The 25,790-nt window shown below is 65.8% G+C and carries 24 protein-coding genes and 2 pseudogenes; 6 read left to right on the top strand and 20 right to left on the bottom strand.

Annotated features, from left to right (window positions below; genetic code table 11):
• Positions 1 to 18 precede the first annotated feature (18 nt).
• A complete protein-coding gene (locus ASE02_RS14545; protein ID WP_056735328.1) occupies positions 19 to 480 on the top strand; it encodes a GFA family protein in 462 nt (153 codons plus the stop codon).
• 27 nt (positions 481 to 507) lie between these two features.
• Here the strand turns inward: ASE02_RS14545 and ASE02_RS14540 are convergent, their stop codons facing one another.
• From ASE02_RS14540 to ASE02_RS14530, 3 genes are read right to left on the bottom strand one after another with little or no spacing between them, the layout of a single operon-like run.
• A complete protein-coding gene (locus tag ASE02_RS14540; protein ID WP_056735258.1) occupies positions 508 to 1,938 on the bottom strand; it encodes a sulfatase-like hydrolase/transferase in 1,431 nt (476 codons plus the stop codon).
• A 43-nt stretch (positions 1,939 to 1,981) separates the two neighbouring features.
• Positions 1,982 to 3,115 carry a serine hydrolase gene (locus tag ASE02_RS14535; protein ID WP_056735257.1) on the bottom strand — a complete coding sequence of 378 codons (1,134 nt, stop codon included), beginning with the start codon at positions 3,113 to 3,115 and terminating at the stop codon, positions 1,982 to 1,984.
• A gap of 46 nt (positions 3,116 to 3,161) precedes the next feature.
• Positions 3,162 to 5,423, bottom strand: a complete 2,262-nt coding sequence (locus ASE02_RS14530) for a TonB-dependent receptor (protein WP_056735256.1) — start codon at positions 5,421 to 5,423, stop codon at positions 3,162 to 3,164.
• Between the two features lie 147 nt (positions 5,424 to 5,570).
• Here ASE02_RS14530 and ASE02_RS14525 point away from each other — a divergent pair, with 147 nt between their 5' ends.
• Entirely contained in the window at positions 5,571 to 6,806 is a 1,236-nt protein-coding gene (locus ASE02_RS14525) for a TetR/AcrR family transcriptional regulator (RefSeq protein WP_056735255.1), read from the top strand.
• A 5-nt stretch (positions 6,807 to 6,811) separates the two neighbouring features.
• On the opposite strand, the gene ASE02_RS14520 is transcribed toward ASE02_RS14525, so the two are convergent.
• Positions 6,812 to 7,180 carry a hypothetical protein gene (locus ASE02_RS14520; protein WP_156406072.1) on the bottom strand — a complete coding sequence of 123 codons (369 nt, stop codon included), beginning with the start codon at positions 7,178 to 7,180 and terminating at the stop codon, positions 6,812 to 6,814.
• 185 nt (positions 7,181 to 7,365) lie between these two features.
• Here ASE02_RS14520 and katG point away from each other — a divergent pair, with 185 nt between their 5' ends.
• A complete protein-coding gene (gene katG, locus ASE02_RS14515) occupies positions 7,366 to 9,561 on the top strand; it encodes a catalase/peroxidase HPI (RefSeq protein ID WP_056735253.1) in 2,196 nt (731 codons plus the stop codon).
• Positions 9,562 to 9,596: 35 nt separating this feature from the next.
• Here katG and ASE02_RS14510 read toward each other — a convergent pair whose 3' ends face one another.
• Entirely contained in the window at positions 9,597 to 10,913 is a 1,317-nt protein-coding gene (locus tag ASE02_RS14510) for an APC family permease (RefSeq protein WP_056735252.1), read from the bottom strand.
• 182 nt (positions 10,914 to 11,095) lie between these two features.
• Between ASE02_RS14510 and ASE02_RS14505 the strand changes: the two genes are divergently transcribed.
• Positions 11,096 to 11,620, top strand: a complete 525-nt coding sequence (locus ASE02_RS14505; protein ID WP_056735251.1) for a dihydrofolate reductase family protein — start codon at positions 11,096 to 11,098, stop codon at positions 11,618 to 11,620.
• 14 nt (positions 11,621 to 11,634) lie between these two features.
• On the opposite strand, the gene ASE02_RS14500 is transcribed toward ASE02_RS14505, so the two are convergent.
• The 3 genes from ASE02_RS14500 to ASE02_RS14490 all read right to left on the bottom strand — a co-directional run bounded on the left by ASE02_RS14500 (position 11,635) and on the right by ASE02_RS14490 (position 13,503).
• Positions 11,635 to 12,303, bottom strand: a complete 669-nt coding sequence (locus tag ASE02_RS14500; RefSeq protein WP_056735250.1) for an alpha/beta hydrolase — start codon at positions 12,301 to 12,303, stop codon at positions 11,635 to 11,637.
• A 69-nt stretch (positions 12,304 to 12,372) separates the two neighbouring features.
• On the bottom strand, positions 12,373 to 12,804 hold the full coding sequence (locus ASE02_RS14495) for a hypothetical protein (protein WP_056735249.1): 432 nt from the start codon (positions 12,802 to 12,804) through the stop codon (positions 12,373 to 12,375).
• 6 nt (positions 12,805 to 12,810) lie between these two features.
• A complete protein-coding gene (locus ASE02_RS14490; RefSeq protein ID WP_056735248.1) occupies positions 12,811 to 13,503 on the bottom strand; it encodes an alpha/beta hydrolase in 693 nt (230 codons plus the stop codon).
• A 109-nt stretch (positions 13,504 to 13,612) separates the two neighbouring features.
• Between ASE02_RS14490 and ASE02_RS14485 the strand changes: the two genes are divergently transcribed.
• A complete protein-coding gene (locus ASE02_RS14485) occupies positions 13,613 to 14,497 on the top strand; it encodes a LysR family transcriptional regulator (RefSeq protein ID WP_056735247.1) in 885 nt (294 codons plus the stop codon).
• Between the two features lie 15 nt (positions 14,498 to 14,512).
• Here ASE02_RS14485 and ASE02_RS14480 read toward each other — a convergent pair whose 3' ends face one another.
• The 4 genes from ASE02_RS14480 to ASE02_RS14465 form a co-directional block, all read right to left on the bottom strand.
• Positions 14,513 to 14,842, bottom strand: a complete 330-nt coding sequence (locus ASE02_RS14480) for a DUF2322 family protein (RefSeq protein WP_056735246.1) — start codon at positions 14,840 to 14,842, stop codon at positions 14,513 to 14,515.
• A gap of 399 nt (positions 14,843 to 15,241) precedes the next feature.
• A complete protein-coding gene (locus ASE02_RS14475) occupies positions 15,242 to 17,149 on the bottom strand; it encodes a hypothetical protein (RefSeq protein WP_156406071.1) in 1,908 nt (635 codons plus the stop codon).
• Positions 17,146 to 18,072 (bottom strand): hypothetical protein, encoded by a 927-nt coding sequence (locus ASE02_RS14470; protein ID WP_056735244.1) that lies wholly within the window; start codon positions 18,070 to 18,072, stop codon positions 17,146 to 17,148. Before ASE02_RS14470 ends, ASE02_RS14475 begins: the two co-directional genes overlap by 4 nt.
• A 3-nt stretch (positions 18,073 to 18,075) precedes the next feature.
• Positions 18,076 to 18,798: a hypothetical protein gene (locus tag ASE02_RS14465; RefSeq protein WP_156406070.1), complete on the bottom strand. Its 723-nt coding sequence runs from the start codon at positions 18,796 to 18,798 to the stop codon at positions 18,076 to 18,078.
• A 560-nt stretch (positions 18,799 to 19,358) separates the two neighbouring features.
• Between ASE02_RS14465 and ASE02_RS23360 the strand changes: the two are divergent.
• Positions 19,359 to 19,403, top strand: a pseudogene (locus ASE02_RS23360) (hypothetical protein); the annotation flags it as partial.
• Here ASE02_RS23360 and ASE02_RS23170 read toward each other — a convergent pair.
• From ASE02_RS23170 to ASE02_RS23355, 8 genes and pseudogenes are all read right to left on the bottom strand, one after another.
• Positions 19,403 to 19,525, bottom strand: a complete 123-nt coding sequence (locus ASE02_RS23170; RefSeq protein ID WP_255354042.1) for a hypothetical protein — start codon at positions 19,523 to 19,525, stop codon at positions 19,403 to 19,405. The pseudogene ASE02_RS23360 and the gene ASE02_RS23170 sit on opposite strands and share 1 nt — an antisense overlap.
• Positions 19,526 to 19,535: 10 nt before the next feature.
• Positions 19,536 to 20,273, bottom strand: a complete 738-nt coding sequence (locus ASE02_RS14460; protein WP_235536706.1) for a cytochrome c family protein — start codon at positions 20,271 to 20,273, stop codon at positions 19,536 to 19,538.
• 94 nt (positions 20,274 to 20,367) lie between these two features.
• The gene (locus tag ASE02_RS14455) at positions 20,368 to 20,799 is read right to left on the bottom strand and encodes a cytochrome C oxidase subunit IV family protein (protein ID WP_082602097.1); all 432 of its coding nucleotides are present in this window, start codon (positions 20,797 to 20,799) and stop codon (positions 20,368 to 20,370) included.
• Between the two features lie 11 nt (positions 20,800 to 20,810).
• Positions 20,811 to 21,494, bottom strand: coding sequence for a heme-copper oxidase subunit III family protein (locus ASE02_RS14450; RefSeq protein WP_056735241.1), 684 nt, complete (start codon positions 21,492 to 21,494; stop codon positions 20,811 to 20,813).
• 11 nt (positions 21,495 to 21,505) lie between these two features.
• Complete coding sequence (locus ASE02_RS14445) at positions 21,506 to 22,156, bottom strand: cytochrome c oxidase subunit 3 (protein WP_056735240.1); 651 nt, start codon at positions 22,154 to 22,156, stop codon at positions 21,506 to 21,508.
• Positions 22,157 to 22,177: 21 nt separating this feature from the next.
• Positions 22,178 to 23,920 carry a cbb3-type cytochrome c oxidase subunit I gene (locus ASE02_RS14440; RefSeq protein ID WP_056735239.1) on the bottom strand — a complete coding sequence of 581 codons (1,743 nt, stop codon included), beginning with the start codon at positions 23,918 to 23,920 and terminating at the stop codon, positions 22,178 to 22,180.
• 13 nt (positions 23,921 to 23,933) lie between these two features.
• A complete protein-coding gene (locus ASE02_RS14435; protein ID WP_056735238.1) occupies positions 23,934 to 24,746 on the bottom strand; it encodes a cytochrome c oxidase subunit II in 813 nt (270 codons plus the stop codon).
• 556 nt (positions 24,747 to 25,302) lie between these two features.
• Positions 25,303 to 25,785, bottom strand: a pseudogene (locus ASE02_RS23355) (IS3 family transposase); the annotation flags it as partial.
• Between the last annotated feature and the right edge of the window lie 5 nt (positions 25,786 to 25,790).

Below are 25,790 nucleotides of genomic sequence, written 5' to 3'. Positions count from 1 at the left end.
GTGACAGCGAGCGTGAGCATGACCGGAGGATGTCAGTGCGGAGCGGTGCGGTTCCGCGTCGATGGCGAGCTCGGAGAAGCGTCCATCTGCCATTGCCGCATGTGTCAGAAAGCGACCGGCGGCTTCTTCGGCCCCTATGTGGGCGCCCCCCACGACACGGTGGCCTGGACGCGCGGCCGGCCCAAGCGCTTCCAGAGTTCAAACAAGGTCGCTCGGGGGTTCTGCGGCGACTGCGGCACGCCCCTTACCTTCGAGTACGACGGCCAGCACGTCGCCCTGGCTATCGGCGCCCTCGATCGGCCAGGTGAGGTGCGGCTAAGCGAGCAACTCGCCTCGCCCGCGCGCCTGCCCTACTTCGAAGAGCTTGCGACCTTGCCCGTGCACGAGGCCGACGAGCCCCGGGCGGCGGCGCATATCGCCAGCATCGTCTCCTATCAGCACCCCGATCACGACACCGCCGACTGGACGCCGAAGCTCTAAGGCCCAGGCGTCGCCGAGCCGCCAAAACTACTCCGGCCAGCGCCCCACGCCGCCGTCCTCGATCAGCAGGCCGGTCAGCGTCCGGTCGGCGTGCTGGGCGCGCCACGCCAGCATCGCCTGGGCCTGGGGCAGCACCCGCGCCGGGTCGGTGAGGTTCGTGCGCCAGCTCGGGTCCGCCGCCAGGTCGAAGCATAGCCAGTCGCCGTCGGCCAGTTGCACATAGGCCGCATCCGTGGTCCGCCGCACCGCTAGGCTCTGGCGCTCCAGCCGCCGATCCCAGGGCCAGGGATGATCGCCCTGCAGGATGTTCCCCACCCGCCAGTCGAACTCCCAATGAGCGGCCTCGCGCCACCAGGGCGGTTCCTCGCCGGCCAGGAACGGCGTCAGCGGCAGGCCGTCGCACTGGGCCGGAACCGGCGCGCCCATCGCCTCGCAAAGGGTCGGCAGGATGTCGACGTTCTCGGTGAACCGCTCGACCACGCCGCCGTGCGCCTGCGGCTGGCGCGGATCGCGCACGATCCCCAGCACGTGATAGCTCTGCTCGAAATAGCCGGCCTTCTGGATCAGTCCGTGGTCGCCCAGCTGCTCGCCGTGGTCGGCGGTGACCACGATGAAGGTCTCCTCCCACTGGCCCGCCGCCTCCAGCGCCGCCCAGACGCGGCCCAGCTGATGATCGACCTCGCTGATCATCCCGAAATACTGGGCCTGGACCCTGGCCATCTCGACCGGATCGCCGGGCGCGGGCAAGACCCGCAGCAGCCCCTCGTGCAGCCGGTGCCGCTCGGGCGACGGCGCGATCGGCGGGGCGATGTCTCGCGGGTCGTACATCGTCGCGAACCGCCCGGCCGCCGCATAGGGCGGGTGCGGGCGAAGCTGGCTCAGATGCGCGAACCACGGCCCCGTCTGACGGCCCATCCAGCCGATGAAGGCGTCGGTGTGGAACGCCGAGAGGCTGTGCTCCGCCGGCCGCCCCGGCTCGCCCAGCAGCGCGGCCTCGCTGTCGTCTGGAACTTCGTGGCCCAGTTCCCGCAGCCAGCCGATCCAGGCGCTGGGGTCATGGGTGGTGAAATCGAGTTCGACGGCGAACCCCGGCAGCACGCCTTCATAGGTCTGCAGCCGTGGATCGTCAGGCCCGCTGACGTCGCGCGGATCGACCGCCTGGTCGGTGTAGCCGAACAGGGTCGGCTCATAGCCCGCCCGCCGCGCGGCCAGCGCCACATTGTCCAGCCGCCGGTCCAGCGGCGTACCGTTGGCCACCACCCGGTGATTGAGCTGGTAGGTCCCGGTGTAGAGGCTGGCCCGCCCCGGCCCGCAGGGCGCGGCCTGGCTGTAGTGCCGCGCCAGCCGCACGCCCTCGCGCGCCAGTCGGTCGAGGTGCGGCGTGCGGACCACGGGATGCCCGGCCACCGAGAGGCAGTCGGCGCGGAACTGATCGAGGGTGATGAAGAGGATGTTCACCCCGCCACCCTGGACGCCCTCCGCGCCGGAGGGAAGCGGCGCCTTACGCCAGGGCGCTCCACATCGCCGTCGCCATGCCCAGGCCCCGGGCGTCGCCGATCGTCGTCACGCCCATGCGGTTCATGGCGAAGGCGTAGGTGGCGCGCGCGTCCATGTCGATGATCGCCAGGGAGCCGCCATAGCCGCCCCAGAAGATGCAGTTGGGACCCGGCAGCGGGATGATCGGCGCCAGGCCAAAGCCGAGGCCGTACCGAGCCGGCATGCCCAGCACCAGATCGACGCCCTCGACCTGCGGCTCCAGGGCCCGGCGGCAACCGGCCTCCGACAACAGCCGCTTGCCGTTCGCGACGCCGCCGTTGGCCAGCAGCATGTGGATCTGCGCGATGGAGCGCGCATTGCCCTGCCCGTTGGCCGCCGGGATCTCGGCGCCGCGCCAGGCCCGTGTCCTCGTCTCCAACGGATCGGACGCCGGGTTGGTCATCACATTGATCAGCAGCGGGGTCAGCGCGCCCAGATCGGCCGGCGCCGCGGCCGGCGGCGGGATCAGGTCGGCGACACGCGCGTCGTGCTCCGCCCCCATGCCGATGTGGAAGTCAGCGCCCAGCGGCTCGGCGATCTCTTCACGGAAGACCGTCCCCAGCGAGCGGCCGGTGATCCGCCGGACCACCTCCCCCACCAGGAACCCCTGGGTCATCGCATGGTAGCCGGGCGCGCTCCCCGGCTCCCAGAACGGCGCCTGGGCCGCCAGCAGCCCGGTCGCCTTGTCCCAGTCGTAGAGGTCCTCCTGGCTGATCGTCTCCTGCCAGCCGGAAAGCCCCGACGCGTGCGCCATCAGCTGGGCGACCGTGATCTGCGCCTTCCCATTGGCCGCGAATTCCGGCCAATAGCGGGCGACCGGCGCGGCGAAATCGAGCTCGCCACGGTCGGCCAGCAGCAGCGCAGTCAAGGCGGTCATGGTCTTGGTGGTCGAGTAGACATTGACCAGGGTGTCGGCCTCCCAAGGCCGGGTGCGGGCCTCGTCGGCGAAGCCGCCCCAGAGATCGACCACCGTTTCGCCCTCGATCGTGGCCGCGAAGCTCGCGCCCACATCGGCCCCGCTGGCGAGGTTGGCCTCGAACAGCCCACGGACCGCCTCGAAGCGCGGGTCGCATGATCCAGATACTGACGTGGCGGTCATCGGCGCTCGGCTCCTTGTCCAGCAACAGGTTCAATCGGGCGGCGCATCACCAGGCGACGCCCAGGGTCACGCCGAAGGTGCGCGGCGCGCTGTAGATCTTGGTCCCGAAGCCGAGGCCGGTCAGGTCGATCACCTGGGTCAGATATTGCTCGTCCGTGAGGTTCTTGCCCCAGACCGAGAAGGTCCACGGCGAGCCGGCCGACGACAGCAGCACATTGCCGTCCACCGTCCAGTAGCTCGGCGTCTTGGCGATGCGAGTGTTCTCAGAGTCGCGGTAGGCGCTGCTCGCATGGCTCGGCTGGATCGTGACCCGCGCCATGTAATCCCGCGGCAGGTGGACGTCGTAGGACGCCGAGCCCTTGAAGCTGAACGCCGGGGCGTTCGGCATCTTGTTGCCGTCCTGCACCACGCCGGCCGCATTGACGAACTCGCCCAGCTCGGAGTCCAGGATCCCGACCGCGGCCTGCAAGGTCAGGTCCTGGGTCGGCCGCCACGAGACGTCGGCGTCGATGCCCTTGACCGTGGCCTTGTCGACATTGCCCAGGATCTGGATCGGAATGAAGCCGGCGGTCGAGCGCTTGAACGTCTGGATGTCGCGGTAGTCGTAATAGAACCCGCTCACATTGACCTGCAGCGAGCGCTGCAACAGCGCCAGCTTCACCCCGACCTCATACGAGGTGAGCTTCTCCGGGTCGTAGGGCATCAGCTGCCGCGGATCGGTGGCCAGGCCTGAGAAGAACCCACCGCTCTTCTGCCCCTGCGAGATCGAGGCGTAGATCAGGCTGTCGTCGTCCGGCTTGTAGTTCAGCCCCACCGTGCCGGTGACGTTCTTGTCGCTGATGGTCTGGTCGACCACCGCCAAGGGAAACGGCTGGGCGCAGCCGCCGCAGAGCGCGCTGGCGCCGAAGGTGTTCAGGTCGAACGATCCGCCCGCGTAGTGACGCTCCTCCCAGGTGTAGCGCAGGCCCAGGACCCCGGTCAGTTTCGGGGTGATGGAATAGAGCCCGTGGGCGAAGGCCGCCGCCGACTTGGTGGTCTGGTCGGCGGTGATCAGGGTGTTGGTGTTGAACAGCGCCCGGTTCTGGCCGACCGACGAGTAGGTGTACTGGTCCCAGGAATAGAAGCCGCCGACGATCCAATCGAGCGGCCCGGACTTGCCGCCGAACCGGACCTCCTGCGAGAACTGATCGATAGCGTACTTGTTCAGGTAGTCGAGGATCGGCGCCGGCGTGGTGTCGATGTTGGAATCGGTGCGCTGGATGAAGCTGCGATAGCCGGTGACGCTGGTCAGGGTCAGGCCGCCCACCTGCAGATCGTTGCGCCAGGTGGCGTCCCAACCGTCGCTGTTCTGGATCGGCTTGCGCTCCCAGTCGCCCTTATAGGGGTCGCCGTCGCGGTCGGTGTAGCCGAGATAGTTCGTGCAGCTGGTGTCGTCGATGCGGCCGGCCGCCAGGGCCGCGCAGGGGCCGAAAGTGGTCGGGTCGACGCCGCCGAAGAACTCGGTCAGGCCCTGCTGGCCGCGCTGGCGCAGGCCCTCGACCTTCAGCAGGCTGCGATAGTCGTCATTGGGCGTCCAGAGCAGCATCGCCCGGCCGGTCTGGATGCTCTGCTTGCCGATCGTGCCCGGCAGCAGGCGGCTCTTCCAGTACCCGTCCTGCTGCTCGATCAGCTTGCCCGAGACCCGCAGCGCCAGGGTGTCGGAGATCGGCATGTTGACCATGCCGTCGAGGGTGAAGGTGTTGTAGTTGCCGTACCCCGCTTGGACGCGGCCGCCGGCCTCCTTGGTCGGGGGCGCGGAGATGAAGTTGATCGCCCCAGCGGTGGAGTTGCGGCCGTAAAGCGTGCCCTGCGGGCCTTTCAGCACCTCGACCCGGTCCAGGTCGAACAGCTGGCCGTTCATCATCACCACGGTCGAGAGGAAGATCTCGTCGACATAGATCCCGGCGGGCGGGCTGGTGTTGCCGCCGAAGTCGTTCAGCCCGACCCCGCGGATCGTCACCACCGGCAGCACGCCGGGCGCGTTCTGCTTGATGTCGACATTGGGCACGATGCCGATAGCCTCGGACATGTTGTCCAGATGGCGCTCGGCGATGGTCTGGCCCGAGACGGCGGTCAGGGTGGCCGGCACGTCCTGGGCGCTCACGCTCCGGCGGTCGGCCGTCACCACGATCTCCTCGATGGCGGTCGGGGACGGGCTGGCCTGGGCCATCGCCGCGTCGGCCACGCAAAGGCTGGCGAGCGAGGCCGTGCAGAGCAGAGCCCAGCGGCGCTTGGCCGCCAAGGCGGTCTGGTTCGATCCTGAGTGCATTCCGTTCCCCGTCCCGAACTGCGTCGGTTTTTAGTTACGATTAGGTGCGCACATTCCGCAAATCGTTACCCTGTCGTCAAGTGGGTTTCGAACGAGTACAGTTCCGCCCCTATTCGAAACTCCGCTGAGAACCCGCCGAGAACCCGCTTGAACGTCCAGGAAACGACAGCCCGCTCCCGAAATCGCGAGCAGCAGATTCTGGATGTCGCCTCCCGGCACCTGAACACCATGGGCGTGTCGGTGGAGTGGTTCGGCGAGATCGCCGCCGAACTCGGCCTGACCCGGCCGGCGATCTACAAGTACTTCACCGACCGCGAGGATCTGCAGTTCCGATGCTACGCCGACGCCTGCGACGCGCTCGGCGCGCGCCTGGACGCCGCGACGGCGGCGTCCTCCGACATCGTCGAAGTCCTCTCAGCGTTCCTGACCAAGGCCGACGCCGCGCCCGAGCCGGCGGTGCTCAGTGAAATGATGGCCCTGCCCACTGAGCAGCGCGACCTCATCTGGTCACGCCAGCGGGCGATCATCGATCGGCTCGCCGCGCTGATCCAGGCCGGGATCGACGCCAAGCAGCTTCGCCCCATGGACCCCGTCGTGGTCAGCCACGCCATCCTCGGCATGGCCAACTGGACGCCGATCTACGCGCGATGGGCGCCGACGGACGCCGACCTCGACCTGGTCGCGGTCGGGGCTCGCGAAATCCTGTTTCAGGGCCTGGTCGCCGACCGCTCCGCGCCGTCGGCGAGGCTCGCGCCCCTGACCTCGCTGGCCCCGCCCCAGGCCGACATCTTCAATCGCCACGCCGTCGACGCCGCCAAGCGCGAGGGGATCCTGATCGCCGCCTCGTTCCTGTTCAACCGTCGCGGCATCGGCGCCACCCGGATGGAGGATGTCGGCGCGGCGCTGGGGCTCAGCAAGCGGGCGATCTATCACCACATCGGCCAGAAGCAGGATCTCATCGACGCCTGCGTCGAGCGCGCCTACGCCCATTTCCTTGAGGTGATGCGGGCCGCCGAAAACGCGAGCGCCCCGCGCCCGGACGTGATCCACGCTGCGGTGCGCGACATCATCTGGTCGGCCAGCGAACCTGGTGTCTGCATCATGGCTCCCTATGTCGGTTTCGGCCTGCTCAGCGTCGGCGAACGCCAGGCCGCGGCCGACCACGCCGGCCAGCTGGCCGCCGGCTACCACCGCGTACTTCGGCAAGGCGTCGCCGAGGGCAGCCTGCGCCCCGTGCCCGTCGACGCCGTCGTCGCCGCCCTGCCGGGCGTCTTTTCCTGGGCCGCCAACGGCCCCGAACAGAGCGCCGAGGCCCGCGCCCACATCGCCGACGAACTCGCCACCCTGGCGACCCACGGCGTCTGCTTGGAGCCTCCGCGCTAAACGCCTCAGTGGCCGCCCTCGACCCAGGGCACGCCGGCGGCCTGGAACACCTCGGCCAACGCGGCCTCAAGCTCCAGCGCCTCCCAGGCCCGCATCGGATTGAGGTGCGCGCTCAGATCAGGCAACAGCCGCAAACCGAACCGCCGCACCGCGCCGCTGGCCTTGTAGCCGCTCTTATGCTGATCGAAGCGCAGGTCGGGATCGCGCGAGGTCTGGCCGACATAGAGCCCAAAGGGATCGGCCCGCCGGGCGTCGCGCAGCAGCACCACATAGACCGAATGCCCCGCCCCGCGCGCGCCGCGCGTGCTGGCCTTCAGCGTGCGCGCCGCCCGCGCCGCCCTCCCCAACCACGCGGCCTCAGGATCGTGAAACATGGGCGCTAAACTAGGCGCCTGATCGGCCTCGCGCCAGCCAGCGACCTTCGGGCCGCGCGGAGCCCCGGCCAAGCCCTCCGCCCCCACCATCGAGTTTCTCGATGCTGTCGACAGAGTTTTCCCATTGGCCAGCGCCAAACGCGGAGCCTAGGCTCTGCGGATCGCTGTTACGGGAGGACTTCGACATGGACGACGCAACCCCGCTCAATGACCCGCGCAAGGATCGCGCCGCGCGCCGCTCGCTGCTTGGCCGCACAAACCGCGACTGGTGGCCCAACAACCTGTCGCTCGAAATTCTCCCGACCGCCAACCCGATGGGCGAGGACTTCAGCTACGCCGAGGCGTTCAAGAAGCTCGACTACCAGGCGGTGAAGCGCAACCTCGTCGCGCTGATGACCGACAGCCAGCCCTGGTGGCCGGCCGACTACGGCCACTACGGCCCGTTCTTCATCCGCATGGCCTGGCACAGCGCCGGCACCTATCGCAGCGGCGACGGGCGCGGCGGCGCGGGCGCCGGCCAACAGCGGTTCGCGCCGCTGAACTCCTGGCCCGACAACGGCAACCTCGACAAGGCGCGGCGCCTGCTCTGGCCGATCAAGCAGAAGTACGGCGCCAATCTCTCCTGGGCCGACCTGATGATCCTGGCCGGCAACGTGGCCATCGAATCCATGGGCGGTCCGATCTTCGGCTTCGGCGGCGGCCGGGCCGACGTCTGGGAGCCCGAGCACGCCGTCTACTGGGGCACCGAGGAACAGTGGGTCGGCCAGGAAGGCAACGAGACCCGCATCCAGCCTGAGAAGGGCATGGCGCTCGAGAGCCCGCTGGCCGCCATCCAGATGGGCCTGATCTACGTCAATCCCGAAGGCCCCGGCGGCAACGCCGACGCCCTGCAGTCCGCGCGCGACATCCGCGAGACCTTCACGCGCATGGGCATGACCGACGAGGAGACCGTCGCCCTGACGGCCGGCGGCCACACCTTCGGCAAGGCGCACGGCGCCGGCGACGCCTCCAAGGTCGGGGCCGCTCCCGAGGGCGCCGACATCGCCCAGCAGGGCCTGGGCTGGCAAAGCAGCCATGAGAGCGGGGTGGGCGACCACGCCATCACCTCGGGCCTCGAAGGCGCCTGGACCCCCACGCCGATCACCTGGGACAACAGCTTCTTCCACATGCTGTTCGACTATGAGTACGAGTTGGTCCGCAGCCCCGCGGGCGCCAAGCAGTGGCAGCCGGTGAACCAGAAGCCGGAAGACCTGGCCCCCGGCGCGCACAGCCCGGACCGCCGCGTGCCGACCATGATGACCACCGCCGACATGGCGCTGAAGGTCGACCCGGAATACCGCAAGATCTCCGAGAAGTTCCGCGACGACCCGGCCGCTCTCGGTGACGCCTTCGCCCGCGCCTGGTTCAAGCTTTGCCACCGCGACATGGGGCCCAAGGCCCGCTATCTCGGCCCCGAAGTTCCGGCCGAGGACCTGATCTGGCAGGACCCGATCCCCGCCCGCCAGGGCCCGGTGATCGACGCGGCCGACATCAAGGCGCTGAAGGACAAGATCGCCGCCTCGGGCCTCTCCGTCGCCGAACTGGTCTCGACCGCCTGGGCCTCGGCCTCGACCTATCGCGGCTCCGATCACCGCGGCGGGGCGAACGGCGGCCGCATCCGCCTGGCGCCCCAGAAGGACTGGGAGGTCAACGATCCGGCCAAGCTGGCCAAGGTCCTGAAGGCCTACGAGGCCATCAAGGCCGGGTTCGACGGCGCCAAGAGCGTCTCGATCGCCGACCTCGTGGTGCTGGGCGGATCGGTCGGGATTGAGAAGGCGGCCAAGGACGCCGGGACCAACATCGAGGTCCCGTTCACCCCGGGCCGCACCGACGCCTCCCAGGCGCAGACCGATGTCGACGGCTTCGCGGTGCTGGAGCCTCGGGCCGACGGCTTCCGCAACTACCTGCAGGTGGCCTTCAACGTGCCGACCGAGGAGCTACTGGTCGACCGCGCCCAACTGCTGGGCCTGTCGGCGCCGCAGATGACCGTGCTGGTCGGCGGCCTGCGCGTACTGGGGGCCAACCAGGGCGGCTCGGCGCACGGCGTGCTCACCAAGCGGCCCGGCCAGCTGACCAACGACTTCTTCGTCAACCTGCTCGACATGGGCACGGCGTGGAAGGAGGTCGACGGCCACGCCGACGAGGTGTTCATCGGGACCGATCGCAAGACGCATGCGGAACGCTGGACCGCGACCCGCACCGACCTGGTGTTCGGCTCCAACTCCCAGCTGCGCGCGCTGTCGGAGGTCTACGCCTCCGCCGACGCCGGCGAGAAGTTCGTCAAGGACTTCGTGGCGGCCTGGACCAAGGTGATGAACGCCGACCGGTTCGATCTGGCCTGACCCAAGGCGCCGCCCGGCGATCCCGCCGGGCGGCGCTACTTGGTCAGAACGACGGGCCTGCGCATCGCATGCCGCGCGGCGTACACCGCGCCGACCACGACCACGAACGCCAGCGTCGCCACCAGTTCGCGCGTCGCCAGGGTCGTGAACAGCCAGACGATCATGGCCGCCGCGGCGATCGGCGCCACCCACCCGCCCGGCGCGACGAACGGGGGGCCGTCACCCTCCACCCCCAGGGCGCGCAGGCGAAGCACGCCGAGGCAGCAGATCAGGTAGGTCACCAGCGTCCCGGACACCGCCAGGACGGCGATCTGCTGGAAGGTTCCCGACAGCGCGACCAGCACGACCGACGCCGAATAGAGTCCAATCGCCACGACCGGCGTGCCCAAGCGCGGGTGGATGCGCCCGACGACCTGCGGCAGCTGCCCGGCCCGCGCCAGGGCGAAGGCGATCCTCGGCGAACTCAGCATGTCGGCGGCGAGGTACCCTCCGGCCGACAGCAGCGTCAGCACGCCAAGCAGCTGCGCCCCCCAGGGGCCAAGCGCGACGCCGGCCGTGTCGGCCAGCGGCGCCGTCGACATCGCCAAGGCCGGACCCAGCACGCCCTGGGTCACGGTTTGCAGGCCGATATAGAGCGCGGCGACCGTGGCCAGGCTCAGGGCGATGGCCCGCGGGATGGTGCGCGCCGGATTGCGGGTCTCCCCCGAAACGCAGAGCCCGGACTCGATGCCCATGAAGGCGAAGAAGAGCAGCAGCGTCGCCTCCCCGACCTTGGCCACCGGCGGGATCGAGGTCCAGACCAGGTTGTGCGGCTGCACAGCGAAGGCGCCAATGATGATCAGCAACGCCAGCGGCGTGAACTTGAGGAGGCCGAACACGATGGCCAGACGGCCGCCGCCCCGCGTCCCAAGGATGTTGGCGATCGCCAGAGAGCCGTACAGGGCCAGGAGCACCACGACGACGCCGACCGGGCTCCCCGCGGCGGGAATGAAGCCCGCCAGGGTATCGATGAAAAACCGGGCCAGGGCGGCGGCGCTGCCGATCGAGGACGCGAAGAGGGCCAGGGCGCCGGTCACGCCGCCGACCACCGGGCCGAACGCCGCGGCGGCGTAGGCGTAGAGGCCGCCGGCGTGCGGCACCCGGCTGCCCGCCTCGGCCAGGCACAGGGCGACCAGGGCCAGCAGCAGCAGGCACGTCCCATAGGCCAGGATCGCGGCCGGGCCCAACACCCCGGCGACGAGACCCGGCAGGCCGAAGATGCCGACCCCGACGATGCAGTTGAAAGAGGTGAACGCGACGCCGGCGATCCCGATGACCCGACCCGGCTCGGCTTGATGGGCGGGTTCCGTCACGACCAGGCGCCCCGGTCGCTGGCGACGCCTACCAAGACCCTGCCCATGGCCATCTCCCGATTGCGCCGAGCACTATGGCACGCACAAAGCCGCGATTGATGAGCAAATACTTGGGGATCCGTCGGCTTCTACGCCGCGGGCGTTCCAGCTATCCTGCAGACCCTGGAATGGAGGTTTGCAGCATGGCCAAGCTCGTCTTCGGAATGAACCAGTCCCTGGACGGCTACGTCGACCACGACAAATTCCAGACAGGCCCCCAGCTCTTTCGTCACTGGACTGAGCAGGTGGGCGGCCTGGCCGGCAGCGTGTACGGCGCCCGCATGTACGAAATCATGCGCTATTGGGATCAAGACGATCCTGAGTGGGACGCGGCCCGACGCGACTTCGCCGCGGCGTGGCGACGCCAGCCGAAATGGGTCGCGTCGCGCTCGCTCAAGTCGGTCGGCCCCAACGCCACGCTGGTGGGCGACGACGTCGAGGCGGTGGTCCGCGGGCTGAAGGCTGACCTTGCCGGAGAGATCGCCGTCTCCGGACCGACCCTGGCGCACAGCCTGACCGATCTCATCGATGAGTACCGGCTCTACCTCCACCCCGCCGTTCTGGGTCAGGGCGTGCCGTTCTTCGCCGGCCCCCGGCCCCCGCTCCGCCTGGCGGCCAGCGATCTTATGGGCGAGGACGTGATCAGGTTGACCTACGTTCCGGCCTGATCGCGCGTCCCGCCCTAGCCGACAGGGTGCAACACGCCGGCCAGGAACTCCCCGCCCAGTCGCAGTCCGGCCTCGTCGATGCTGTGGCCAAGACCCCGCGCCGCATGGGTGCCGACCTCGAACCCCATGGCTTTGAACTCCGCCTGCGCCTCGCCCATGGCGGTGAAGGGCACCATCAGGTCGGCGTCCCCGTGGACCAGCAGCAGCGGCGGCTTGGTCTTGACCTCGGCGGCCAACGCCTCGGGGTCGGCCAGCATGCCCGAATAGCCCACGATCCCCGCCAGGACTTCAGGCCGCCGTGGTCCCACATGGAGGGCCATCATGGTCCCCTGGCTGAACCCCACCAGCGCCACCTTGCTGTTCGGCAGGTCGTGGGCGCTCCGGTGCATGTCGATGAAGGCGTGCACCAGCGGCGCGGCCGCTCGCACGCCCGCCGCGCGGCTTTCCCGTCCAAGATCGGCCAGCGACCACCACTGATAGCCGCCGGGCGCGGCGGGACAGATCTCCGGGGCGTTGGGCGCCATGAACACGGTGTCGGGCAGGCTCGCGCGCCAATAGGGGACGAGCCCCATCAGGTCATCGCCGTTCGAGCCGTAGCCGTGCAGCAGGATCACCAGCGATTGAGGGTCGCGGCCGCTGGCCGGGGCGGCCTTGGGGCCCTTGAGACGGTTGAGGTCGGTCATCGCTCGGTGGTGCGGCAAACGGCCAGCCCGGTCAACGGTGAGGGTTGCGCCAGCCGCCGACCTGGTCCGCTAGCGATCCAGTTCGGCCCGCCCCGCTTGGCTGAAATCCACGAGAAAGTTCATCCGTCCCTCGGCCATCAGCAGCCGCAGGTCGCGCAGGCTTTTGTTCGGGGAAAGGTAGGCGTCGATCACCGCATCAAGCGTCCGCTCGGCCGCCGTCACGACCGCAGCGGACGAGATCAACCTCATGCGCGCCACCATGGCGTAGAGCTGCACCATGTCGAGGACGCCGTCCTTCTCATGACTGAGGGCGTCGCCATAGAGGCGCGAAGCCTCAGCGATAAAGCCGGTGTACAGCGCCTCGCGCCGAACCTGATCGCGCTCCTGGTTCCGGGCGCTCAGCTGAATCCATTGCGTCAGCCACGAGCTGCCGAGCGACGCCATGCCGCCGATCAGCGCCCCGACAAGAGCGGCCAGGGCGCTGATGAGGGTCGGGTCCATCGCGACCTACTGCGCCGCGGCGGCCATCATGACGAGGGCCGCCACCGTCCGGGGCTGGGAGACATAGACCGAATGGCTGCCGGGCGACTCGACGGTCGTCGCCCCGGCGCGCTGGGCCATCATCTGTTGGGCCGGCGGCGGGATCATCTGGTCGTCGGTGGCGACCAGATACCAGCTCGGCTTCGACTTCCAGGCCGGCTCGCTGACCGCCCCACTGAGCGCCGCCACGCCCCAAGGGACCTGGGAATCGGCCATGAACGCGGCCTTGTCGGCGTCCACGTCGGCGGCGAAGGCGGCCTGGAATTTCGCGCGATCGAGGAACAGGTAGCCGTCCTTCGGCGGCAGGATCGGCGGCGTCGGCGCGCCGGGCGGCGGATTGGCGATCAGCGACGAAACGGACTCCCCGGCGTCGGGCGCGAAGGCGGCGATATAGACCAGCCCCTTCACCTTCGGGTGGGTTCCGGCCTCGGTGATCACGACGCCGCCATAGGAGTGACCGACCAGGACCACGGGATGGTCCTGCGCCTCGATGATCATCGCGGTGGCGGCGACATCGCCTTCCAGGGACAGCGTCGGGTGCTGCACGACGCTGACCTGGTAGCCGTCCTGGCGCAGGATCCTATGCACGGCCTCCCAGCCCGAGCCGTCCACGAACCCGCCGTGAACCAGAACCACGCTTACGGTCTTCGGTTGAGCCATCACGATCTCCTTCCATCCGTCAGGTCGGCGAACAGTTGAGGCGGCGCTTACGCTCCCGAAAAAGACTTTGTAGGTTCAGCGCCATACCTCGCGAGCATGGGACGTCTCCATGGAACTGCGGCACCTGCGCTATTTCATCGCCGTCGCCGAGGAAGGCAGCGTGACCCACGCCGCCGACCGCCGGCTGCATACGGCCCAACCCTCCTTGAGCCGCCAGATCCGCGACCTGGAGGCCGAGGTCGGCGTCCCGCTGCTGACGCGCAACGTCCACGGCGTCGAACTGACGCCCGCCGGCTGGGCCTTTCTCGATCACGCCCGCCTGGCCCTGTCCCAGGTGGAGGCCGCGGGGGAAGCGGCCCGCCGCGTCGCGCAGAGCGCCAAGTCCAAGTTCGAGCTTGGCTTCCTCACCGGCCAGGAACTGGCGTGGCTGCCGGCGGCGATGCGCGTCCTCACCGACCAGATGCCGAACATCGAGATCACAGTCTCCAGCAAGTACTCGCCGGACCTGGCCGACGCCCTGATGAGCGGCAAGCTCGACGCCGCGTTCATGCGGCGCGAGGCCCATGCGAGCGGACTGGAGTTCGTTCGCGTCGCCACCGAACCGCTGCTGGTGTTTCTGCCGATGGACCACCGGCTAGCGGCGCAGGCGGCCATCGACCCGCGCGAGCTGGCGGGCGAGAGCTTCATCAGCGTCTCGAACATCGCGCCCATGCTGCGGATCGCCATCGACGGCTATCTGGCCGAGCAGGGCTTGGACATCCGCCCCAGCCACGAGGTGCACAACCTCACCATGGCCATGTCGCTGATCGCCTCGACCCACAGCGTGGCGCTGGCCCCGACCTACGCGCAGAGCTACCTGCCCTCGACGGTGATCACCCGGCCGCTGACGGGAACGCCGCCGACCATCGACCTGGTGGTGGGCTACCGAACGGGAAACGCCTCCCCGATCCTGGAGCTGTTCGTCTCGCGATTGCCGGACCTGGCGCTCCCGTGACGCCCGCCAAGCAAGTCAGGCCGCGATGACCTCGACATGCAGCGGGCCGCCGCCGGCGGCGATCTCCAGCAGGCGGTCGATATTCGGATGCGCGCCCGGGCGGCTGCGAGCATCCGCCGTATGCTCCGCGAACACGGCCAGGCCATGTTGCGCGGCCTTCTCATCCAAGACGCCAAAGGCCTGCTTTAGGTACTGGTAGACGGCCAACGAGCCTTGCTTGCCCGGCTGATTTTCGATGCAAGCGACCACATCTCCCTTCCCGTCCACCAGGTCGATGCGTTGCACCCCGTCAACCGGCGGCAATTGCTGGAGATTTTCCTTGAACGTCTCACCGGGTTGAATCATCGCCAGCCTGCCTCGAGTTCCTGAGTTGATTGCGGCGGCATGTAGCACCTGCGCCAAACATCGGCGATGCATCGAATGCGGGCGAGCACCGACCAAGGCGCCCGCAGGCGACGTCGGCCACCTTGCGGGAAAGCGGACGTCACCATGGTCTCCGAGGGGTGAAAGCGGCCCCTCGCCTGGCCTGAATCAACGGCGAACGAGCGGCTCTCGTGTCCGGACTGGAAAATTTGTCAGCCGCATTCGACCTGGGGCGTTTAGGCCGGATTGGCCGCCCTTCGATTAGTTTAGCTTCCCGCCGCAGAGGTCGAAACTGCCGTTCCCCCGGGAAGATGCTGCGTCATCCATGCGCACATTTCGCGGCTTACGATCCGACGGATCACATCGGGCATAGGAGCGATTTCAAGTCGCCGGAGGATGGCTAGCCACCCAGGTCGGGTTGCCGGGATCGAAAGCGGAGCCGTCGTTCCAGGCACCAGTCGTTTCCCCTGCAGTTGCAGGAAACAAGGCCCCCGCGTAGCTCCCACCAGACATGGCGGTGCCGCCCGCAAGCGGCGTATACGCTAGCAGCACCTTTGCCCGAGTATTCAGGTCGGCTGGATCTCCCGTGTAGTTCGGAAGCGCTCCCCGATAGCGAGCCAAGGTTGCCGACTTGTCGTCAACGAAGATGGGCAACGGGACGTTGTTGAGTTGGGACACGATGGTGGTGTTGGCGCTCAAATCCAGCGCGTTCACCAAGTTGCCGTTGAACGTACCGCCCGAGCCCGCCAGGCTGCGCGTGGTGAGCTGGAACCCGGACCCGGCGCCGCCAACCGATGACGCCGCCACACCGAGAACATCGCCGACAGCGTAGCCAGAGCCTTGCTTCCTAATGACGAAGTCGGTCACCGCGCCGCCTGTCACGGTCAGCTGCGCCAGCATTCCTGACCCGCCGCCTCCGGTCAATGGCACGCCGGCCGCAGGGTGCGCGCCATAAGTCCCGTCCACATATCCAGCTCCGCCCGCTGTAAGGGTTCCATCCAAGTTACTGTCGACCTTGAGAAACGAGTTCGGGTTGCTACCGGGCGGGTCGTCGGTAACGACTGGCTGCTGTGCGAAATCCGCCAGAGCAGTATTGTAGCTGTAGTTCGGGTTTGCCTGTGTCGACAGCCAGAACATGTTGGCCATGGTCAGCCCAAAGATATTGTTGATCGCCACTGTCCCGTCATAGCTGTCGCTATGGGTTTGATTTCGCGCAAAGAAGCCCTGCGCATCGATGAAACCCGGGGTGCCAGCGCCACGCACCGATATGTTGCGGGCGATCGTGCCGATGGAATAGGTCTGGTCGTTCGAAATGGCGTTGTGCTGGATCGAGTCGGGGTGGTTCCCTACCACCCAGTTCCAGTCATAGAAGAAGTTGTCGGTGACGACATGGTCACCCTTCGACAGGGCGATCGCATCGTTGCGCATCTTCGGGCCAAAGATGTTGCGACTCGCCGTCAGCGTCCCGTCAAGCGCGGAGAGGCATTTTCCGCAGTTTGTAAATGTGCAGTTGGTGACAAAAGACCCCCTGTTTAGATCGAAGCCAGGGTTGTTCACCGGGGTCGCGACAGATGGTCCGCAAGAAATCTTGCAGTCATCAAATCGATACCCATACCCGCTCGCATTGTTTTGATCGAAGAACGCCTGCGTCGAGTGAACATTTCTATAGAACTGCACCGACTGGAACTTGATCGGGTGCAGAACATTCCCTGACGATGCGGAAACCGACCAAAGAGCGCCGATTTTGAATCCGTGATTGCGCGCGGGGTTGCCGCTGGCGTCCAGGGAGTTGTCGACTTCCTCGGAGGTGATGGTGATGAGCGATCCGGATCCTGCGCCATAGGATGCCCGCGGACGGATGGTCATCTGCACAGCAGTGGGGTTCAGATGACACGTGCGCCCCACAATCGTGTCGCCGAGAAGCACCGCCCCAGGTTGTCCGGCATCGGTTACGATCAGGACGTTGAGCTGGTTCCCAGTGTCCGTGTCCGTAGAGGTAGAGCGAATATGGGCCGTGTTCGCGACCATTGTGATCGTCAACGCGCGCCCATCTGAAAGCGTCAGATCGTAACTTGAGCGGCTGAAGGTTTTGACCGCGCCATAGTCGCCGCTTGGGACCAACAATCCACCAGCGTTCGCCCAATCCGACGCCCCAATCCCCGCGATGGTTGCTGAGCCAAGGCCCTCTACGCCGCCATAACCCGAGCGCGTCTTTACTCCAAAGTTAACCTGGAACGGCCCGGACGGGCCGCCTCTGAATATCTTGAGCTTCAGGCGAGATCCGCTCATCCAACCCCCAGGAGCGACAGATTTGATGAGGACGCGTTCATCACGAGGACTGGCGTATAGACGATGACCAGGATGCCCTGAGCGCCGCTGGCGCCCGTCGCCCCGCCGCCGCCGAAGCCAGCGCCGCCGCCGCCGCCGCCGCCGCCATATCCGCCGCCAACGCCCGGAACGCCTGGCGATCCCGAACCGCCTGAGCCGCCGCCGCCAGAGCCCGGGCCATGGGCGCCCCATGCGGTGATGAAATCTTGCGAACCCGCACCGCCAGCGCCGCTGGCTCCAGAGCTACCCCCGCCTCCGCCGCCGCCGTTTGCGCCCGCGGACGCCGGCGCGCCACCGGCGCCCGAGCCGGTTCCGGCGCGGCCTTGGCCGCCCGCGCCGCCTGCGCTCGTAGTTGCGCTTGAACCAACCGTCGATGATCCGCCGTTAGCGCCACCCCCGCCGCCAGCGCCGGTCGCGCTCGTGCCGCCACCATTGCGGCCGGCGCCGTTCGGCCCCGCCGCCGCCGCCCCGCCGCCGCCGCCGCAGTTCTGGGCGCTCGACGTGCGTCCGGCGCCGCCCGTGCCGCCATTGAAGTTGGCAGCGGCGCCGGTTCCGCCGGAGCCGCCGGCCCCGCCGCCGGCGCCCGAAGCATTCGCTCCCGCATGGGCTTCAAGCACCGTCGCGTTGGTGTTGTCGCGAAGATAGGTGGAGTTGCCGGCGCCGCCCGCACCGATCCGGATGTTCAGAACATTCCCCGGGGCGATGTTCGCCATGGTGGTGATCTTGCGATACTCGCCGCCGCCGCCGCCGCCGCCGCCATAGGTCGACGCTTGTCCAGTAGCGCCGCTCCCCCCCGGACCGATGGCTTCGACGGAATCCAGAGAGTCAAAGTCGACCGGAACCGTCCACGTCGTTCCGCTTGTCAGTACGACAGTCGTCGCCATGAATCAGGTGTTCTTCACATAAAGCGCCGTCACGAAGATCGACGTCACGCTGTCGGCGCAAGTCGCCGTCCAGTTGGTGTTTGTGGCCGATTGCGGAATGGCCCCGCCCGGGTCGAGGGTGAAGCCGGCGGATGCGTTGCCTGGAACCGCAATGGTGGCCCGCGTTGCGCCGCCGGTCGCGTCTTTGATCGTTACTTCCGTCGCGGTCGCTGACGAATTGGCGATGACCAGGCCGTAGAGGTCGTGGAACGTCGACGCAGCCCCCGCGACAATGGTCGTTTCGGTGGTCGTCGTGAGGGCCGTATGCGTGGCGCCCTTCAGTTCGCGCACCGCGGAAACCGCGACCACCTTGCCAAGCTTGTCGTGCAGGGTGTTGACCACGTCGCCGTCATCGACAGCCGCAGGGTTCGCAGTCTTGGCGAGGCCGCCCACTGTCACCGGGGCGTTGGCCAACGCCGCGCCGGAGGAGGTTTGGCCGACGACGTCGGCTGGCGCGGCGCTGATCGCCGCGTCGGCGATCGCGCGGAGATAGCCTTGTGACGTCGTGGCTGTCACGCCGGCATAGGCGGTGTCAGCAATCGCGCCTTGGGTCGCGTCGGCGCCGTCGGCGAGGACTGGCATCGCCTGCAGTTGCCCACTGATGGTCCCATCGGAAGACCAAATACGCTCGGTGCGCTTGTTTCCGTCTCCGTCCAGGAACGTGACAGTAATGGGGCCTGCGGGCATGCGACGAAATCCTCCAGCGCGCATAAATCTATGCTGATGACCAGTTAGGCACGCGGCAAAACCAAGCGCAATCCCGCTACCTTAGATTTTGTTTGTTAGAAATAATCAACCTCAGGAGGTCATTCCTGGCTGAGCCACAAGGTTCGACCGAGCAAGGATGCAGAGAATGGTGTCTTCCGCGAGATGCGCCCCCGCCGCCCGATCGCCAACGTCCGCATTGGATGGCTAGTCATTGGCCGATCGGCAAGACCTGGACATCGGCGGCCCGGCCCACAAGCTGACGTGTGCGGTGTCAGAGAGGGGTCGCAAGTAGTCGTTGGCGCCAGATCGGAAACCGGTCGGGCCCAACGCACAGCAGCTTAGGAGCCCTTCTCGGATAGCGTGGCGTATGATGGCGTAGGCGCGCCGTCTCAGAAGGCGCCGAGAACTACACGTTCGCCACGGCCCTCTGATCTGCGATAGCCGAGGGCATCTGCCGGCGTGTCCGCTAGGCGCCCATAAGCGGAACCTCGCTCCCTTCCTGAAACCGGAAGTTCGAGGCTCCGCCTGCGCCGCTCCATGTGCTTGCGAGCAATCGCACCGCCTCGGCGGCGGAAGCTTTCAGTTACAACCTGCAGGCGGCGAAGCGCGCCGTCATCGTCGGCGAGACCAACGCAGGTGGCGTCAAACCGGCGGCATGGCGCCCGTAGACGATGGAGTTCGCCGCCTTCATCTCGGCCGGCAGCATGGTGAGCTCATCACCCGGACGAACCGGGAGGGGGCCGGCGCGATCCCTGACGTGGCCGCTGGAGTGTCTCGGCGATCTTTGGCTTTTCCGCCTTTGGGAACGGAACTGGGCTGGCGCTCAATGTGCTCAAAAACGCGATAACGTTGGCGCGGTCCTCCGCTTTGCGGAGGCCGGCAAAAGCCATCTTGTTGCCGGGAACAGCCTTTGCCGGATTGGTCAAATAGCGGTCGAGCCGCTCATATGTCCAGCTGCCGCTCTGCGCTGCGAAAACGCTGGAATATGTAAAAGTCTCGCGAGCGGCGACATCACGCCCCACGACGCCCCAGAGACTCGGACCGATGCGGTCTTGGCCGCCTTGATCGAAGGTGTGACAAGACGTGCAGACACGCGCGGTCTGTCGGCCTTTTTCCACGTCCGCCGCAGCGAGTAATGTCGCCAGATCGACTTGCGGCGCGGGCGCTGCGACAGCTGGCGGACCTTCGGCGCTCCGGGGAACCGCGACCTTCTCAATGTTGCTCATATAATCGCGAAGCTTCGCGCGGCCACCCGGCTCGCTCAAGCCGGCCGGCCAGCTCCTCTGGAGGGCGCTGAGATCAACGGCAGGTTCGCTCACACCGGGAATCTTGTAGGCGGGTTCGGTGACGTAAGTCTCGGGGTATACAAGGTCGGCGGTCCAGCGAAGGACAGATATCAAGAAAACGACGCCCGTGATTGCCGCGCCAAACTTGAGTCTTTCCCAGCCATCCATCATTCGCACCCGCCGTCCTCAGGCGCGATCTCCTGTGCGTTCGGACTTGGCCGACGCTCCGGTATTTGACCCGCGTTCATTCGATCCAAATCCGTCAAGGACCTCTTCCGAAGAAGATAATCCGCGTCCAGAACGTGTAGTCAGATTCAATGGCCATGAGGAGGACAAGCGTCCCCAAGCAGATCGGTGGGACGAGAATGGCATACATCAAGGCGAGGCGTTCCCAGGCCATGTGCATGAAGATAGCGACGATCAATCCCGCCTTCAAAATCATGAATGTAAGGATGAGCACCGTTCTCAGAACGCCCTCGACATGAAAATAGTCGACGAGGTAGGACATCGTGCTGAGGACGAACAGGTAACCCCAGACCTTCAGATAGAGTCCGATGGGATGCTGTTGCCCGTGGACCTTGGTGGTCTTCGATATGCTGGCGGGCGCCGTTTCGTGCGACGAAGCCGGTTGGGGGGCGGGCTGGGCCGCCTGTCGAATGACGCGTTGCGCGACGTCGTCGCTGTCGGCCGCCATCTGCTTCACCCTTACCAAAGATAAAATAACGCGAAGATGAAAACCCAGACAAGATCGACGAAATGCCAATAGAGCCCGGCGATTTCGACGGCCTCGTAATTGCCCTCCCGCTCGTAACGTCCGCGCGCAACCTTGGATGCGATGACCGAAAGGTAGATCACGCCGGCCGAAACATGCAGGCCATGGAAACCGGTGATCATGAAGAAGCAGGCGCCAAATTGCGCGGCCCCCATGGGGTTACCCCAAGGACGCACGCCCTCCTCGACAATCAACTTGGTCCATTCGAACGCCTGCATGCTGACAAAGGTCGCGCCGAACGCCGCGGTCGCGAGCATCAGGAGCGTCGTCTTCAAGCGATCGCGGCGATAGGCGAAGTTGACCGCCATCGCCATCGTCCCGCTGCTGCTGATCAGGATGAAGGTCATGATGGCGATCAGGATGAGCGGGATGGGACGACCGCCAATGGTCAGCGCGAAGACTTCGCTCGGGTTTGGCCACGGCGCCGTCGTCGACGCCCGCATCGTCATGTAGGAGGTCAGGAAACAGGAGAACACGAAGGTGTCGCTGAGCAGGAAGATCCACATCATGGCCTTGCCCCAGTGGACCTGCTTGAACACCTCCTGGTCCGACGACCAGTCGGCGGCAAGGCTCCGCAAGCCCTGCGCGACCGGAATTGTGTCTGTGGTCTCAGTCATTGGCGTCGCCGTCATCTTCGATTCAACAACAAAAGCCCAAACATCACGAGCCAAACCAGCAAGAGGAAGTGCCAGTAGATCGCACAGAGGTCGACGCTCTGCCTGACCTCGGCCACCTCGCTTCCCCCCAATACCTTGACGGAGGTTCGCCCCCACACCGCCAGGCCGCCCAGCAGGTGCAGACCGTGCAGCGCGGTGATCAGGTAAAAGAACGCGCTCATGGTCGTGGCCGTCATGCCGCATCCGGCGGCTTCGAGTTGCCGCCATACGGTCAATTGGCCTGCCAGGAAGACAAGGGCGAGGACGCCGCCGGCGATGAGGCCCGCCCGCAGGCTCTCCATATGCCCGCGGTATCCGGCGGCTCGCGCCCATTGCCAGGCCGCGCTGCTGAGCATCAGAACGCCGGTGTTGAACCACAGGAGCGGCGGCCAAAACATCGGCTTCCAATCAGGCTGTTGGCCTGTACTGACGCCATGCCCATCCATGCGCATGACGAAGATCACGGCGATCAGCAGGAACATGACCGTCGCAACGCCGAAGTAAACGCGCAGACCAACCGCGGCCGAAGATAAGGACGGGAGGCTTTCCGCGTCCGCCTCGGTCAATGGATCCACACCCGGCGCCAGCCAGGGTTTCTCGGACAGCCTGCGTAAAATGCTCACATCTCATCCTCCGACGGGATTTCATGTCGCGTGATCGCGGGTCACCTCGTCAGGTGGAACATTCTGTGGAATGAAATCCTGTGGCGCGCCTGGCACGCTGTAGTCGTAGGCCCAGCGATAGACCACCGGGAGCTTCGGCCCCCAATTGCCATGAGCCGGCGGCGTCTGAGGCGTTTGCCATTCCAGCGTCGTCGCGCCCCAGGGATTGCTGTCGGCCCTGGGACCTTTGAACAAGCTCCAGATCATATTGTAGAAGAACAGCAGTTGCGCGACGCCGACGATCAAGGCGGCGATTGTGATGAACTCATTCGCCAGATGGGCCGAGGGTGGAATGAACGCCGTCTCGCCCAGTGCATAGTATCGCCGCGGCACGCCGAGGAAGCCCAGGTAATGCATGGGCAGGAAGATCGCATAGACCCCCAGGAACGTGATCCAGAAGTGGATCTGACCCAATGTCGTGTTCCACATGCGCCCGGCTATCTTGGGGTACCAGTGATAGATCGCCCCGAAGATCACCAAGACGGGCGAGACGCCCATCACCATATGGAAATGGCCGACGACGAAAAACGTATCGGACAGGGGCACATCCACGCTGACGTTGCCGAGGAACAGGCCGCTCAATCCACCGTGTATGAAGGTGAAGATGAAGCCGATAGCGAACAGCATCGGGACTCTGAGGTGAATGTCGCCGCGCCAGAGAGTTAAAAGCCAGTTGTAGACCTTGATGGCAGTGGGGACTGCAATGACCAGTGTAGATGTCGCAAAGAAGAACCCAAAATAGGGGTTCATCCCACTGATATACATATGGTGCGCCCACACGAACATGCTGAGGGCGCCGATCACGACGATCGCCCACACCATCATTCTATAGCCGAAGAGATTCTTCCGCGCATGGGTGCTGATGAGATCGGAAACGATGCCGAAAGCCGGCAAGGCGACGATGTAAACCTCGGGATGCCCGAAGAACCAGAACAGGTGCTGGAACAACAGGGGACTGCCGCCATTGAATTGCGTCTGTTGGCCCATCGACACCAGCGACGGCATGAAGAAGCTCGTGCCGACCACGCGGTCCAGCATCATCATGACGGCGCCGACGAACAGCGCGGGAAACGCCAACAACCCGAGGATGGCCGCGACGAAGATGCCCCAGACCGTGCACGGCATGCGCATCAACGTCATGCCTCGCGTGCGGGCCTGCAGCACGGTGGTCACATAGTTCAATCCGCCCATGGTGAAGGCGACGACAAAGATCGCCAGGGAGGCCAACATGAGAATGATCCCCCAGGGCCGCCCCGGGGTTCCCTCGAGAATGGCTTGCGGCGGATAGAGCGTCCAACCGGCCCCGGTCGGTCCACCGGGCGCAAAGATGCTTGCCACCAGCACGAGCACGGCAAGCAAGTAAACCCAGTAGCTGAGCATGTTCACAAACGGGAAAACCATGTCCCGCGCGCCGATCATCAGCGGGATCAGGTAATTCCCGAATCCTCCGAGGAGCAACGCTGTCAACAGATAGACCACCATGATCATGCCATGCATGGTTAGAAACTGAAGATAGGCGCTGGGCGTAATGAACTTAAACGCGCCCGGGAATCCGAGCTGCAGGCGCATCAGATCGGACAACACCAGGGCGATCACGCCGACTGCGATGGCCGTCACCGAATACTGCAAGGCGATGACCTTGTGGTCCTGACTCCAAACATATTTTCCAACCCACGTCTTGGGATGGTGAAGCACCTTGGTGTCATCGGCGATCGTGTAAGCCATTGCGCTCCTCAATTCACTGATTTGGCAGCCCAACCTCCGCCGTCAATTGCGCGAAGGTCGGTTGCTGACTTAGCCACGCATCAAAGGCAGGTCCTTCGTCTACGATCATGGAGCCCCGCATTGTGTAATGGCTAACCCCACAGAGTTCAGCGCACAGGATTTCGAAACTTCCCGTGCGCGTCGGTGTGAACCAGAAATAGGTGACCATGCCCGGCACCAGATCCATTCTGGCGCGGATCTGCGGCACGAAGAAATCGTGCAGGACGTCTTTGGACCGTAGAACGACCTTAACGGGTCGGCCGCGCGGAAGGTGCACTTCGCTGCCTTCCACAAGAATGTCGTCCCGTCCAAAAGGATCATCGGGATTGAGGCCGAAGGGATTGTCGGGGCTGATCTGTCGCGAGTTGACCGTCCCCAATACCCCGTCTTTTCCAGGGAACCGAAAGCTCCACTGCCATTGCTGACCCACGGCTTCTAGGACCGAGGCGTCCTTGGGCACCGTGACAAATTCTTTCCAGGCGATCAGGCCAGGCGCCAGGAGGGCGGCGATCCCGATCGCCGTCCAAACGGTGAGGCGCCGCTCGAGGGTTACGCTTTCGGGGTCGTAGTGGGCCCGATGACCTTGGCGATGCCGGTAACGGAAGATCGAAAAGGCCAAGAACAAATTCAGGACAATAAAGAAAAACCCGCAGACCCACATCGTGACGTGGAGGGCGGTATCGATCGATCTCCAGTTGGACGCCAACGGCGTCAGCCACCACGGCGACAGAAGTTGAAACGCAATTGAGAACAAAACCAGCGCAGCTATTACAATTGCTACAGCCATGACTTGTCTCGCCTAACAGCGGGTCTCCAGGCGTCGCGCATGTTGACCTCGGAGTTCCTTAAGAGGTCGGGGATATGTTCGATCGACGTCGCGAAGCGCCTGCCGCAGTCCGGCGCCGGAGGCGAAATTCTGGGCGCGTCGAGTCACGCCGGCGTCGCCATTTGTCCGGGATCGCAACAGATCTAGCGAAGATTGCAGCACGGCTGGTCCAGCGCGGCCACGAAGACCAGCGCCGATACGGCGTTGCCGAATTTTTTCTTGTATCAACGCCGCCCGGGTCATCATCGACACCCTCGAACAACCGCTCCGTGGGAGCCTCACAGCTCGCGCAGCCATCGCTTGGCTTGCATCAGCGCACGGGAACCACCTAGTTCATCGCAAATTATGGCGCGCTGAACGTCACCATAGCACATTTCGATGGCCAAGAAGAGCGGGTTTTGGCAGCGCTGCAGTGCGATCGCGGGCTTTACCCAAGCGGCCGACACAATCGAGAGTTGGTGATCGAGCGCAATTGGGCGATCCTCCCTCGATATCGTGGACGCGGGTTTAGACCATGTGTCGCTCGGCCTGTTTCTGGGGTTCTACAGCCAAGAGCGGAGTGGATCCGCCGCCTGTTATAGTAGCCCTTGATGTCGACGAAGAGGTCTCTTCGGGCCTCCTCCGGGTCGCCCATCGCCGCTGGTGGACGAGCGACACGACCGCGGCTCGCCGTCCTGCCTTCCGCGCGAAGCGCCGCGTGCATCCTGGGACTGCCATAGCGGCCGTGATGTTCGGCATGGAGGTGGCGCAAATCGGTGAGCAACGCACGGTTCGTCGCCGATCGCTTTTTTTAGCACATGGCGCTCCATGCGCGGGCGGTCGAGTTCCCGCTTCAGCCGGTTGATCTCGGCTGCCTGGTCCGTCGGCGACGGCATCAGCGACAGACCTGAAGGCGCTCCTCTCAAGCGCGCCGCGCCACCACAGATCACGGCCCGCCAGTTCCGCAACATTGATGACGAAATACCCCCACTTCCGTCGCAATCTGCATCAGCGGTCGACCAGGCC

The sequence above is a fragment of the Phenylobacterium sp. Root700 genome (assembly GCF_001429025.1).
In the GTDB taxonomy this organism is placed as follows: Bacteria; Pseudomonadota; Alphaproteobacteria; order Caulobacterales; family Caulobacteraceae; genus Phenylobacterium.
This window is presented reverse-complemented; position numbering and strand designations above follow the sequence as displayed.

Coding starts and splice junctions, on each gene's coding strand:
- ASE02_RS14545 (WP_056735328.1), top strand. CDS start 19: ATGACCGGAGGATGTCAGTGCGGAGCGGTGCGGTTCCGCGTCGATGGC.
- ASE02_RS14535 (WP_056735257.1), bottom strand. CDS start 3,115: ATGACCGCCACGTCAGTATCTGGATCATGCGACCCGCGCTTCGAGGCG.
- ASE02_RS14530 (WP_056735256.1), bottom strand. CDS start 5,423: ATGCACTCAGGATCGAACCAGACCGCCTTGGCGGCCAAGCGCCGCTGG.
- ASE02_RS14520 (WP_156406072.1), bottom strand. CDS start 7,180: ATGTTTCACGATCCTGAGGCCGCGTGGTTGGGGAGGGCGGCGCGGGCG.
- katG (WP_056735253.1), top strand. CDS start 7,366: ATGGACGACGCAACCCCGCTCAATGACCCGCGCAAGGATCGCGCCGCG.
- ASE02_RS14505 (WP_056735251.1), top strand. CDS start 11,096: ATGGCCAAGCTCGTCTTCGGAATGAACCAGTCCCTGGACGGCTACGTC.
- ASE02_RS14500 (WP_056735250.1), bottom strand. CDS start 12,303: ATGACCGACCTCAACCGTCTCAAGGGCCCCAAGGCCGCCCCGGCCAGC.
- ASE02_RS14495 (WP_056735249.1), bottom strand. CDS start 12,804: ATGGACCCGACCCTCATCAGCGCCCTGGCCGCTCTTGTCGGGGCGCTG.
- ASE02_RS14490 (WP_056735248.1), bottom strand. CDS start 13,503: ATGGCTCAACCGAAGACCGTAAGCGTGGTTCTGGTTCACGGCGGGTTC.
- ASE02_RS14485 (WP_056735247.1), top strand. CDS start 13,613: ATGGAACTGCGGCACCTGCGCTATTTCATCGCCGTCGCCGAGGAAGGC.
- ASE02_RS14480 (WP_056735246.1), bottom strand. CDS start 14,842: ATGATTCAACCCGGTGAGACGTTCAAGGAAAATCTCCAGCAATTGCCG.
- ASE02_RS14475 (WP_156406071.1), bottom strand. CDS start 17,149: ATGAGCGGATCTCGCCTGAAGCTCAAGATATTCAGAGGCGGCCCGTCC.
- ASE02_RS14470 (WP_056735244.1), bottom strand. CDS start 18,072: ATGGCGACGACTGTCGTACTGACAAGCGGAACGACGTGGACGGTTCCG.
- ASE02_RS14465 (WP_156406070.1), bottom strand. CDS start 18,798: ATGCCCGCAGGCCCCATTACTGTCACGTTCCTGGACGGAGACGGAAAC.
- ASE02_RS23170 (WP_255354042.1), bottom strand. CDS start 19,525: ATGCTGCCGGCCGAGATGAAGGCGGCGAACTCCATCGTCTACGGGCGC.
- ASE02_RS14460 (WP_235536706.1), bottom strand. CDS start 20,273: ATGGATGGCTGGGAAAGACTCAAGTTTGGCGCGGCAATCACGGGCGTC.
- ASE02_RS14455 (WP_082602097.1), bottom strand. CDS start 20,799: ATGGCGGCCGACAGCGACGACGTCGCGCAACGCGTCATTCGACAGGCG.
- ASE02_RS14450 (WP_056735241.1), bottom strand. CDS start 21,494: ATGACTGAGACCACAGACACAATTCCGGTCGCGCAGGGCTTGCGGAGC.
- ASE02_RS14440 (WP_056735239.1), bottom strand. CDS start 23,920: ATGGCTTACACGATCGCCGATGACACCAAGGTGCTTCACCATCCCAAG.
- ASE02_RS14435 (WP_056735238.1), bottom strand. CDS start 24,746: ATGGCTGTAGCAATTGTAATAGCTGCGCTGGTTTTGTTCTCAATTGCG.